Here is a 12,229-nt window from a genome sequence, read left to right as displayed (position 1 = left end):
GCGCTTCATTACCGGTCTCTCCCGATTCACCTGCTGGCGCGGGCGTCCGCGCCGTATGTGCAACTATTTCGCCGACACCGGCCGCACGGCCGCCGCGGCCTGCTTTGCGCGCACACGCGCTTCGTCGGTCGTGGCGCCGGTCGCGAGCGCCACGCCCATGCGGCGCTTCGTGAAACTCTCCGGCTTGCCGAACAGACGCAGATCCGCGTTCGGCACGGTCAGCGCTTCTGCGACGCCTTCGAACGCGATGCCCGTTTCCTCGAGGCCGCCGTAAATCACCGCCGACGCGCCCGGCTCCCGCAGCGACGTATCCACCGGCAAACCGAGAATCGCACGCGCGTGCAGTTCGAACTCGGAAAAGCGTTGCGAGCACAGCGTGACGAGACCCGTGTCGTGCGGACGCGGACTCACTTCCGAAAACCATACGTCGTCGCCAGCGACAAAAAGTTCCACGCCGAAGAGGCCGCGCCCGCCCAGCGCCGTCGTCACTTCGTGCGCGATTTCGCGCGAGCGCCGCAGCGCGACCGGGCTCATCGGCTGCGGCTGCCACGATTCGACGTAGTCGCCCGCCACCTGCACGTGGCCGATCGGATCGCAGAAGTACGTGCTGGTTTCGCTCGTCGCCGGATCGGTCGCGCGCACGGTCAGCAACGTGATCTCGTAATCGAAGTTGATGAAGCCCTCGACGATCACGCGCCCGCCCTTCACCCGGCCGCCCGCCTGCGCATACTGCCAGGCCGGTTCGACGTCGGCGTCGCTTCTGAGCACCGACTGTCCCTTGCCCGACGACGACATCACCGGCTTCACGACGCACGGGTAACCGACCTTGGCGATGCCCGCCTTCAGTTCGTCGAGCGAATCGGCGAAGGCATAGGGCGAGGTGGCAAGGCCGAGTTCTTCAGCGGCGAGACGACGGATGCCTTCGCGGTTCATGGTCAGTTGCGTTGCACGCGCGGTCGGAATCACGACGGCGAGGCCGTCGGTTTCGATCGTGGCGAGCGCATCGGTGGCGATGGCCTCGATTTCCGGCACGATCAGATGCGGTTTTTCCTGCTCGACGAGCGCGCGCAACGCGGCGCCGTCCGTCATGTCGATCACGTGCGCGCGGTGCGCGACCTGATGTCCGGGCGCATCGGCGTAACGGTCGACGGCGATCACTTCGACGCCCAGGCGCTGCAGCGCGATGATCACTTCCTTGCCCAGTTCGCCTGCGCCGAGCAGCATGACGCGCGTTGCGGATGTCGACAGCGGTGTGCCGATCCGTTGACCGATCTGCATGAGGTCTCCAGAGAGAAATCGGTGGATGAAAAGAGAACGAGCGATGTTAACATGCGCTCGCGCGCGGCCTGCCGAGTGCGTTACCCTTACGCCTTCGTCAGTTTTGAAGAGGAACGACGTCATGGCCCTCCGGTCCTTCACGCGACATCCCGCGCTTTCCGTCGCCCCGCTGCATGCCCGCGTTCGTGCTTCCTTTCGTGGCCTTCGCGGTCTCCGTGTTTTCGGCGCCATCGCCCGCGCCGCGTCCGGTTCGCCGTGGCGCGCGCCACTGGCCGCCCTCTGCCTCACCGGCCTTGTCACCGCCTGCTCGCTTCCCGTGCATACCGACGCCTCCGCCGAAGCGCCCGATCCGTTCAATCCGGCCGCCACCCAGCTGCTCGACGACACCACGTGGGAGCTGACCAGCTGGAAGCAGGCGGACGGCACGTTGCGCAACGGGCCGCACGGCGACAACGGCGAACCCGTCACGCTCACGCTATCGACCGCCAGTGGCCAGCGGCGCGCGAGCGGCTTTTCCGGCTGCAACCGCTATATGGGCACCTACGCGCTGAAGGACGGCAAGCTGTCGTTCGGACCGCTCGCCGGCACGCGGATGGCGTGCGCGACGCCGGGCGGTCAGATCGAAGGCGCCTATCTCGACGCACTGGCGCATATCGACCGCACGGGCGTGCAGATGCGCGCACCACAGGAATTGCAGCTGATTGCCGAAAACGGCGACACGCTCACGTTCGCGCGACGCGGACAATGAGCGGCCACGCGACGGACGCTTTCCGGGCGCCCCGCGCGGCGGGCATGAAGCCGCGCCGGCCGCACCGCGTGCCGCTCTTTTCGCGCCCGCGCGCCGGCGCCTGCCTTCGAAGCGTCCCGCTTCACCGGTTAAACTCGACGGATTGCGTTTTCAAGCGTCCTTCATTCGTTGATGTCTAGCATGCACACGGTAGTTTTCAGCTGGTTCGGCGCATCGGCCGTCTGGTTTATTCCCCTTTTGTGGCGTCTCGTGAAATCCGTCCTGCCGGGCGGCGTCGGGCTGCGCGGTCCGGGCACGATCCGTCTGTGGCTCGGCTTCGTCTGCGTGATGGTGACGAGCTGCACGCTGGAGGCGTCCCTCGTTCATATCCAGGGCATCGACGGTTTCGGGCACGCGCTCGCGTCCGGATTCGCGCATCTGCTCGGACCGGTCGCGACGCCGCTCGTGATGGCGGCCCTGCTGCTCGTCTGCGTGCCGTGGCTCACCGGCTTTCGCTGGCCGCAGGCCGCGATGTGGGCCGACGGCGCGTTCGGCCTCGGCCTCTCGCATGCGTTTTCGAAGCACGACACTGAAGCGCGTCCACGTTCGCGCCGCGCGGGCGCCGGCACTGGCGACACGCCATCCGCGCACACGACGCCCACACGCACGATGTCGCCGAAATCCGAAGGCCGTTACGCGCGGCCCGTCGGCTGGCGACCGCCGGCGGTCGGGCGTGGCGCCGCGGCGGGCGCGGGCATGGCGGCATCGACGGGCGATGCGCGGGCTGCAGGTTCGCAAGCCGGGGCCGGCCGGTTTTCAGGAGCGCGCGCGGATGCGCCGCAGCCGACCGGCGGCGCAACTCGCCCAGCCTCGATGACGCCGCCGCGGCAAAGTGCGCGCGCCACGTCGTGGACACCGTCGGAGCCGGTCGCTCCCGCTGACTGGCTTCGCAGTCCGGCGGCGACGTCGACTTCGAATGCTTCCACGGCTCGATCCGGTTCGACGGCGGCTCGCGTGGGCGGCGATGCGTTGCGCGCGGGTTTGCATGCTGCAGGCGCGGGTTCGGCGGCGGGTTTGCACGGTGTTGCCGCTGCGGGCGTGGCGGTTCCGGATGCGTCGACGTCATTCAGCGCTGCGCGCAGCACGTCAAGTATCTCCTCCGGTTCCGTTCAAGGCGCCGCATCGAAAGTTCGCTCCGATACGATGGTTCGCGCGGATGCACCGTCCGGCAGTGCATCGACGCCAGCACCGTCCCGCCTGGGACAACCTGCGCCGGAGCCAGCCTGGGCACGTTCGCCGATCAGTGCTCCACGCGTGAGGCCACCGGCGAGCGTGCAGGAAACGCTGCGCGGCATCGAGGAAAACGCGGCCCGCTGGACGACGCTTGCGGGCGCGGGCCTCGCGCGCATCAACGCGACCGAAGCCGGTAGCGCCGGTGCGAATGCGGCGCCAGGATCGAACGCTCCCGATCGTGCGGGCGACGAACCGACGTACACGGCGCCAGTACACGAACCGTCGGCCGACCCTGCAAGCGCGATTTCCACCGCTGCGGAAATCCCGCTCGCACCCGCGACGTCGCCCGACGCGCCCGCGGAACATCACAGTGCGCAACAAAACGGCGCCGGGTCCGTTCCGCCCGTCACCGCGACCGTCGCACCAGTCGCACCAGTCGCAGTTGCGTCGGTCATCGCCCCGTGGGACTCCACGGAGGAAGACATCGACGACGTCGCAGCAATGCGAACCGGCTCGTCGACGGCATCGCACCATCACACGTCGACGCCGGCACATGGCGACGCCACGTCACATCCCGTCGCACCGTCGCTACACATCGTGAGCGCGAGCGAAGACGCAATTCCAGCGCGATCCGCTCCGTCGAACATCGTTCGCTTTCCTGGCGCACCGCTCGCCGCGACGACGCCGGACCTCGCCACCGCACCCGTCGAACCCCTGAACGAGCCCGAAGGCGAAGAAGCAATCCTCGACGTCCCCGAAACCCCGTCCGCGTCGCCTGTCATCACGCCGGCGCCGCCACGCGGCCACGCACCGACCGGTTTCGAATTCCACGCGCCGGCGGCATCGAAGATCGAGTTGCCTTCGCTCGATCTGCTCGAACGCACCTCGTCCGACGTCGAACCGATCGCGGACGAACAGCTCGCGGAAACCGGCCAGCTGATCGAGCAGCGTCTGCAGGAATTCAAGGTGCCGGTGACGGTGGTCGGCGCGTCGGCCGGTCCCGTGATCACGCGCTTCGAAGTCGAACCCGCGCTCGGCGTGCGCGGCAGCCAGATCGTCGGGCTGATGAAGGATCTGTCGCGCGGCCTGGGTCTGACGTCGATCCGCGTCGTCGAAACGATTCCCGGCAAGACCTGCATGGGGCTTGAGCTGCCGAACGCGAAGCGCCAGATGATCCGTCTGTCGGAAATTCTCGAAGCGGACGTCTACCAGAACTCGCGCTCGAACCTGACGCTCGCGATGGGCAAGGACATCACCGGCCATCCGGTCGTCGCCGATCTGGCGAAGGCGCCGCACATGCTGGTCGCGGGCACGACCGGCTCCGGCAAGTCGGTGGCGATCAACGCGATGATCGTCTCGCTGCTCTACAAGGCGACGCCCGAGGAAGTGCGCCTCATCATGATCGATCCGAAGATGCTGGAGCTCTCCGTCTACGAAGGCATCCCGCATCTGCTCGCGCCCGTCGTCACCGACATGAAGCTCGCCGCGAACGCGCTCAACTGGTGCGTCGGCGAGATGGAGAAACGCTACCGGCTGATGTCGGCCGTCGGCGTGCGCAATCTGGCGGGCTTCAACCAGAAGATCCGCGACGCCGAAGCGCACGGCAAGAAGCTCGGCAATCCGTTTTCGCTGACACCAGAAGCACCGGAGCCGCTCGCGCCGCTGCCGATGATCGTGGTCGTCATCGACGAGCTCGCCGACCTGATGATGGTCGCCGGCAAGAAGATCGAAGAGTTGATCGCGCGCCTCGCGCAGAAGGCCCGCGCCGCCGGCATTCACCTGATTCTCGCGACGCAGCGCCCTTCGGTGGACGTCATCACGGGTCTCATCAAGGCGAACATTCCGACGCGCGTCGCATTTCAGGTGTCGTCGAAGATCGACTCGCGCACGATTCTCGACCAGATGGGCGCGGAGTCGCTGCTCGGCCAGGGCGACATGCTGTTCCTGCCGCCCGGCACGGGTTACCCGCAGCGCGTGCACGGCGCCTACGTCGAAGATGAAGAAGTGCACCGCATCGTCGAGCATCTGAAGCAGTTCGGCGAGCCGCAATACGAGGAAGGCATTCTCGACGGCCCGGCAACCGAAGGCGCGACGCAGGATCTGTTCGGCGAAACGCCGGACGCCGAAGCCGATCCGCTTTACGACGAGGCCGTGGCGTTCGTCGTGCGCACACGGCGCGCGTCGATCTCGTCGGTGCAGCGGCAATTGCGCATCGGCTATAACCGCGCGGCGCGGCTCGTCGAGCAGATGGAAGCCGCGGGGCTGGTTTCGGCGATGGGCATCAACGGCAGTCGCGAAGTGCTTGCGCCAGGCCCCGCCGAGTAACCACGAAGCGACTGCGTTACAGCGCGACATCACCGCAAGAACGGGGCGCATGAAGACGCCCCCCGCTCTTTCCGCTCTAGTTCGGCGCGACGAGCTTGAAATCCACGGGCGCCGGGATATCGAAGCGCTTCGGGTTCGCGTCGAGCAATCCCGTCTGCGCGTCGCGGCGGAACACATAGACCGTATCGCTGCTCTGGTTGCCGACGATCAGCCATTTGCCGGTCGGATCGATCGCGAATTCACGTGGCGAAGCACCAAGGCTCGACTGATGCCCGACGAGCTTCAGATGCCCGTTGCCCGGATCGACCGCGAAGATCACGATCTCGTTCGCGTCACCGCGATTGCTCACGTAGACAAAGCGGCCATCCGGCGACAGATGGATCGCCGCGGCGCCCACCGCGCCCTTGAAACCGGGCTTCGTGAGCGGGACGGACTGCAGCAGCGTGAGCTTGCCATCGTGGTAGCGCAATGTGTCGACGGTCGCGGCCATCTCGCTTGTCAGGTACGCATACCTGCCGTCCGGGCCGAACACCAGATGACGCGGGCCGGAGCCGGGCTTCAGCGTCATGTAGCGCGTTTCCGTGGGGCCGAGCAGACCGCGACTGCCATCGGGCGTATAGCGGTACGAATAAACCTTGTCCGCGCCGAGATCCTGCGCGAAGAGATAATGGCCATCCGGCGAAAAGACCGTGGAATGCACGTGTGCATTGTCCTGCCGCCCCTTCACCGGACCGCCGCCCGCATGATGAACAGTGAGCACCGCCGCGCCAACCTGGCCGTCCGGCCGAAGCGGAAACACCGAGAAGCTGCCGCCGGGATCGGCTGCGATCGAATAGTTGGCGGCCGTCAGATACTTGCCGTCCGGCGAGATGCCCAGATAGCACGGGTCGTTGCCTTCCGATGAAACCTGGTTCAGAAACGTCAGTTGCCCGCTTTGCGGATCGAAGCCGAACGCGCTGATGTCGCCGCGCTGGTTCGCCGGTCCGTTGTCGCCAGGCAGCTCGTTGACCGCATACACGTGACGCCGGTCGCCGCTCACCACGAGGTACGACGGGTTCACCGTCTTCGCCGACGAAACGGGTGTCATGTCGCCGGTCTTCGTATCGAAGCGGTACACATAGATGCCTTCACTTTTACCGGCCGTATAGGTGCCGACCAGCAGGTCGTACACGCCATCGGCAGGAACGGCCGCGGCGCCCTGGGCAAACGCCTGGGTTGCAACGATAGAGACCATGAGTACGAAACCTTTTATTATCGAGCGGGCAGACAGTGGCACGGCGAATGCTGCAGCACGGTGACGGAAATGCATGACGGGCGCCTTTGACATCACTCCGGTTTGACTGGTGTCACTGGTCTGCCACGCGTCCTGTGTGATTGTTCTGTGCTTCGGCAAGTATAGGAGCGTTGCGCCGGAGCGCACAGACAGAAAGGCTGACAGCGTGGCCCCGGTCGCCGTGCGAGGCCGGCTCCTGTCAGGTTTCACCGGCACCGGACGCGCAACGAGGCGTCACTGCTTCATGCATCATGCGTATGTCCGGCAGGTCTACTTTCAATAAAAACAGTTCCAACCCGTGGAGTCTTCATGAACGTCACACTCAGTCTCGGTCCGCTCGTTTCCCTGATCGCCGGCATCCTGATTCTTGTCATGCCGCGCCTGCTCAACTACATCGTCGCGCTGTATCTGATCATCATCGGGATCATCGGTATCTTCGGCATGGGCAGCACGCATTTCTGATCCTCACACGTCGCGCCAGGCGTGCGCGGGCCGCACGCGTTCATCTCACGCGCGGCCGAAGCATTCTGCAGGATCATCGTGGACACGGGCGGCGTCGATCGCCGCCCGTCGCATGTTGTCGGGTTGAGGCTGTCCGGCGGACGCTCAGCCGTTCGAGAGCTGGTCGAGCCGCAGCTTGCCCTGCAGCGACAGGCCACCGACGGCATAATGACCGTCGCTTTCCTGATAGCGCGTGAAGCATGCGCGTTCGACGAGAAATGCCGCTGCCGTTTCCATTCCGTTGCGGGAAAGGCCGAGCCGGTCGGGATCGAGCGGGAGCATCGCGTCGTCGGCGAGGCTGCTGGCGGCGGAAAGTATGGTGATGCAATCCGATTTCGACAGGTTCAGCATGGCTTCAATCCTCGAAAAACAGCTTTGGGTGGAAAGGGTATAAAGCGATACGAAACGGCAGAACAGTGCAACAGACGAATATGACAGCAGGCGCGTCGGCCCGTGCCCGGATCCCGATTCCCAATTACTGGGTAGACGTGAGGATTGTAAGCACACATATTTCAGAACGCCAGTCACGGTTGCCAATATTTCGTGCTGAATCCGGCGCTTTCACATGGGTCCACGTACAACGCCGCGCCCGAACCCTGAACCTCTTCATGCGCCCTCGACGCGCTCCTGAGATCCCTCTCCATGCCCTCACTCATTGAAGATTACGCACTCGTCGGCGATGGCCACACGGCCGCACTGATCGCCCGCAACGGTTCCGTCGACTGGCTCTGCTGGCCGCGCTTCGATTCCGGCGCATGCTTCGCGGCCCTGCTCGGCACCGGGGACAACGGCCGCTGGCTGATCACGCCCGTCGTCGACGAAGGCGCGCCCGCGCCGGTTTCATCGCGGCGTTATCGCGGCGAAACGCTGATTCTCGAAACCGACTTCGAAACCCCCGAGGGCGCGGTCACCGTCGTCGATTTCATGCCGCCCGGTAACGGCACGTCGGAGCTTGTGCGGATCGTCGTCGGCAAACGCGGCACCGTGCGCATGCAGATGGAACTGGTGCTGCGCTTCGACTACGGCTACTCGGTGCCATGGGTCAGCCGCCTCGCCCGCGACAGCGGCATCAAGGCCATCGTCGGCCCCGACACCGTCGTGCTGCGCACACCAGTCGACCTGCGCGGCGAGAATCTGCGCACCGTCGCCGAATTCACGGTAACGGCCGGCGAACGCGTGCCGTTCACGCTGACCTACACGCCGTCGCATCTGCGCATGCCTCCGGCGCGTGACCCGCACACGGCGCTCGCCCGCACCGAGAATCACTGGCTCGAATGGTCGGCGCGCGGCACCGTCACCGGCCGCTGGGCCGAGCCGATCCGCCGCTCGCTGATCACGCTGAAAGCGCTCGCCTACGAACCGACGGGCGGCATCGTCGCCGCGCCGACCACCTCCCTGCCCGAACAGCTCGGCGGCACGCGCAACTGGGATTACCGCTACTGCTGGTTGCGCGACGCGACGATCACGCTGCTCGCGATGATGCGCGGCGGCTACTACGACGAAGCGCGCCTGTGGCGCCAGTGGCTCGGCCGCGTGATGGCGGGCTCGCCGCAGCAGCTGCAGATCATGTACGGCATCGCCGGCGAACGGCGGCTGCCGGAGTTCGAACTCGACTGGCTGCCGGGCTATCAGGGCGCCAAACCCGTGCGGGTCGGTAACAACGCGGTCGACCAGCTGCAACTCGACGTCTACGGCGAAGTGATGAATGCGCTGCATCTGGCGCGCGTCGGTGGCCTGCAGGCAGACGAGACCGCATGGAACATCCAGTGCGCGATGCTCGAGCACCTCGAAACGATCTGGAACCAGCCCGACGAAGGCATCTGGGAAACCCGCGGCGGCCGCCAGCATTTCACGTTCTCGAAGGTCATGGCGTGGGTCGCGTTCGACCGCGCGATCAAATCGGCCGAATCGTTCGATCTGCCGGCGCCGCTCGATCACTGGCATGCCGTGCGCGCGCAGATTCACACAGATGTCTGCGAAAAGGGCTATAACGCATCGTTGAACGCGTTCACCCAGGTCTATGGCGGCGACGAACTCGACGCAAGCGTCCTGCTGCTGCCGCTACTCGGCTTCCTGCCGCCGTCGGACCCGCGCATAGCGGGCACGGTCGCGGGCGTCGAAAAGTTTCTGCTGCATGACGGTTTCGTGATGCGCTACCGCACGACCGGGTTCGACGACGGGCTGCCACCCGGCGAAGGCACGTTTCTCGCGTGCAGCTTCTGGCTGGTGGACAACCTGGCATTGCAGGGCCGCGTGGAGGAAGCGACGACGATGTACGAGCGCCTGCTGTCGCTCGCGAACGATGTCGGGCTGCTTTCCGAGGAATACGACCCGGCCGCGAAGCGACTTGTTGGTAATTTTCCCCAGGGCTTCTCCCATGTGGCGCTGGTTCATACAGGCCTGAATCTGATGAAACACGAACAGGAAATGGCGAAAGCAACCGGCCAGCCCGCGCACGAAGGCGCCGCCCCGAACGGGCAGGCCGACAGCGCGCAGGCCGCAGTCGAACAAGCACTGCCCGGCACGACGCCAAATCCTTGATTTATTTACCTTCCCTACGTACAACGCGGCACAGTTGCTGCATTGCACAATCGGTGTTTGTCCGATATCATGAAATTTCAGTATCGGCCGATAAACAAATGGTCCATTGATGAACCAGAAACCCATAACGGCCCCGCCACAACGCATCGCGCGTTATTGCGCCGCCCCACGCGAACAACACTAACGCTGGAGCACCCATGCTCTATCAAATGCACGAATTCCAGCGGGCACTCCTGAGCCCGCTCACCGCCTGGGCCCAGGCCGCGTCGAAATCCTTCGCGAATCCAGCCAGCCCGCTTGCCTATGTGCCGGGCGCAACCCGTCTGTCCGCCGGCTACGAACTCCTGTACCGGCTCGGCAAGGATTACGAGAAACCCGAGTTCAACCTGCACCAGATCGTTAAAGACGGCCACAAGATTCCGATCGTCGAGCAAACCGTCATCGAAAAGCCGTTTTGCCGTCTGCTGCGCTTCAAGCGTTACGCCGATGACAGCGGCGCCGTCACGCAGCTGAAGGATGAGCCGGTCGTGCTGGTGTGCGCGCCGCTGTCGGGCCATCACTCCACGCTGTTGCGCGACACCGTGCGCACGCTGCTGCAGGACCACAAGGTGTACATCACCGACTGGATCGATGCACGCATGGTGCCGCTCGAAGACGGCGCGTTCCATCTCGACGACTACGTCGAATACATTCAGGAGTTCATCCGCCACATCGGCGCGAAGGACCTGCACGTGATCTCGGTATGCCAGCCGACCGTGCCGGTGCTCGCGGCGATCTCGCTGATGGCGAGCCGCGGCGAGGACACGCCGCGCACGATGACGATGATGGGTGGCCCGATCGATGCCCGCAAGAGCCCGACCGCGGTGAATTCGCTCGCCACGCAGCACTCGTACGAATGGTTCGACAACAACGTGATCTACACGGTGCCGCCGAACTATCCGGGCATCGGCCGCAAGGTCTATCCGGGCTTCCTGCAGCACACCGGCTTCGTCGCGATGAATCCGGAACGGCACGCCGCGTCGCACTGGGACTACTACCAGAGCCTGATGCGTGGCGACGAGGAAGATGCCGAGCAGCATCGCCGCTTCTACGACGAGTACAACGCCGTGCTCGACATGGCTGCCGAGTATTACCTGGAGACGATCCAGATCGTCTTCCAGGAATTCCGTCTGGCAGATGGGACATGGGAAGTGGCCGGTGAGCTGGTGCGTCCGCAGGATATCCGGCGCACGGCCCTCTTCACGATCGAAGGCGAACTCGACGACATCTCGGGCAGCGGCCAGACACGCGCCGCGCAGGATCTGTGCAGCGGCATTCCGGAGAAGGACAAGCGACACTTCACAGCCGAGAAGTGCGGCCACTACGGGATTTTCTCGGGCCGTCGCTGGCGCACGATCATCTATCCGCAACTGCGCGACTTTATCCTCGAGCACAACAAGCCGCTCAAGGCAGAAAAGAAGGAAAAGGTCGAAGCACAGCAGGCTTGATGCTGCGAATATGCAGCGCGCCGCGTCGATGAACGGCGTGGCGCGCGAAGCATTCAGTCAAATCAAAGCCTGTGACACGCCGGCAGGCCGCCTGGCGTTGTTTCAGCCACGCTGCTTAGCGCCGCATCAGGTAAGCCAGCAGCAACTCGGTGTTCATCTGCATGATTTCGCTACGCTCGCTGGCCGAGCTGAAATCGCGGCCGAGCGTCGCTTCAAGCGTGAAGCGGTTCGACACGATGTAATACCCCATCCCCGACAACGTCACGTAGAAGCGCAGCGGATCCACGTTCGTGCGGAACAACCCGGCGCGCTGGCCGCGCTCCAGGATGTTGCCCAGTGTCGTGACGATCGGCGAGATCATTTCGCGGATGCGCGTCGACTTCTGCATGTAGCGTGCCTCATGCAGGTTCTCGTTGTTCACGAGACGAAGCAGTTCGGGGTGATCGCGGTAGTAGTCCCAGACGAAATGCGCGAGCCGCGTGATGGCCTCGACGGGCGCGAAACCGGCGAGGTCGAGCGTGCGTTCGGCTTCGGTGAGCGCGCTGAACGCGTGCTCCAGGACCGCAGTGAACAGTTGCTCCTTGCTACCGAAGTAGTAATAGAGCATGCGTTCATTGGTTTCCGCGCGGCGGGCGATCTGGTCGACGCGCGCGCCGAACAGCCCACCATTTGCAAATTCCTCTGCCGCCGCGAGCAGGATGCGGCGACGGGTGCCTTCAGGATCTCTTTTGATTTTCGGCTGATTCATGGTGGCATCGTGCTTCGTGAGCCGCGTTATCCGGATCGTGCCGCCGGCCTCTCTCCTCGGCCAGGTACCTGCGGCACTGAGCGGGCGCGCCATGGTTGGGGGACACCCTGTTGCGG

The 12,229-nt window shown here is 64.8% G+C and carries 9 protein-coding genes; 5 read left to right on the top strand and 4 right to left on the bottom strand.

Translation table 11 applies throughout. The features are described 5' to 3' along the window. Nucleotides 1-63: 63 nt before the first annotated feature. Nucleotides 64-1,278 (bottom strand): formate-dependent phosphoribosylglycinamide formyltransferase, encoded by a 1,215-nt coding sequence (gene purT, locus LPA37_RS25010; RefSeq protein ID WP_228981862.1) that lies wholly within the window; start codon nt 1,276-1,278, stop codon nt 64-66. Nucleotides 1,279-1,399: 121 nt separating this feature from the next. Between purT and LPA37_RS25005 the strand changes: the two genes are divergently transcribed. Both LPA37_RS25005 and LPA37_RS27990 read left to right on the top strand, forming a co-directional pair. Beyond that, nucleotides 1,400-2,026 (top strand): META domain-containing protein, encoded by a 627-nt coding sequence (locus tag LPA37_RS25005; RefSeq protein ID WP_229013986.1) that lies wholly within the window; start codon nt 1,400-1,402, stop codon nt 2,024-2,026. A 180-nt stretch (nt 2,027-2,206) separates the two neighbouring features. Next, on the top strand, nt 2,207-5,563 hold the full coding sequence (locus LPA37_RS27990) for an FtsK/SpoIIIE family DNA translocase (RefSeq protein ID WP_229013985.1): 3,357 nt from the start codon (nt 2,207-2,209) through the stop codon (nt 5,561-5,563). A gap of 76 nt (nt 5,564-5,639) precedes the next feature. Here the strand turns inward: LPA37_RS27990 and LPA37_RS24995 are convergent, their stop codons facing one another. Further along, the gene (locus LPA37_RS24995; protein ID WP_229013984.1) at nt 5,640-6,872 is read right to left on the bottom strand and encodes a lactonase family protein; all 1,233 of its coding nucleotides are present in this window, start codon (nt 6,870-6,872) and stop codon (nt 5,640-5,642) included. Between the two features lie 273 nt (nt 6,873-7,145). On the opposite strand from LPA37_RS24995, the gene LPA37_RS24990 reads away from it, so the two are divergent. Then, nucleotides 7,146-7,298: a DUF3096 domain-containing protein gene (locus LPA37_RS24990; protein ID WP_081935917.1), complete on the top strand. Its 153-nt coding sequence runs from the start codon at nt 7,146-7,148 to the stop codon at nt 7,296-7,298. Between the two features lie 144 nt (nt 7,299-7,442). Here the strand turns inward: LPA37_RS24990 and LPA37_RS24985 are convergent, their stop codons facing one another. After that, complete coding sequence (locus LPA37_RS24985) at nt 7,443-7,688, bottom strand: hypothetical protein (RefSeq protein ID WP_090531497.1); 246 nt, start codon at nt 7,686-7,688, stop codon at nt 7,443-7,445. Nucleotides 7,689-7,979: 291 nt separating this feature from the next. Here LPA37_RS24985 and LPA37_RS24980 point away from each other — a divergent pair, with 291 nt between their 5' ends. Together LPA37_RS24980 and LPA37_RS24975 are read left to right on the top strand one after the other, a co-directional pair. After that, complete coding sequence (locus LPA37_RS24980; RefSeq protein ID WP_229013983.1) at nt 7,980-9,878, top strand: glycoside hydrolase family 15 protein; 1,899 nt, start codon at nt 7,980-7,982, stop codon at nt 9,876-9,878. A 197-nt stretch (nt 9,879-10,075) separates the two neighbouring features. Continuing rightward, complete coding sequence (locus tag LPA37_RS24975) at nt 10,076-11,365, top strand: polyhydroxyalkanoate depolymerase (protein WP_229013982.1); 1,290 nt, start codon at nt 10,076-10,078, stop codon at nt 11,363-11,365. A 115-nt stretch (nt 11,366-11,480) separates the two neighbouring features. On the opposite strand, the gene LPA37_RS24970 is transcribed toward LPA37_RS24975, so the two are convergent. Then, nucleotides 11,481-12,113 carry a TetR family transcriptional regulator gene (locus LPA37_RS24970; RefSeq protein ID WP_228974136.1) on the bottom strand — a complete coding sequence of 211 codons (633 nt, stop codon included), beginning with the start codon at nt 12,111-12,113 and terminating at the stop codon, nt 11,481-11,483. Nucleotides 12,114-12,229 lie beyond the last annotated feature (116 nt).

The organism is Paraburkholderia gardini (genome assembly GCF_907164545.1).
In the GTDB taxonomy this organism is placed as follows: domain Bacteria; phylum Pseudomonadota; class Gammaproteobacteria; order Burkholderiales; family Burkholderiaceae; genus Paraburkholderia; species Paraburkholderia gardini.
Note: the sequence above shows the minus strand (reverse complement) of the source record. Positions and strands in the feature narration are given on the sequence as shown.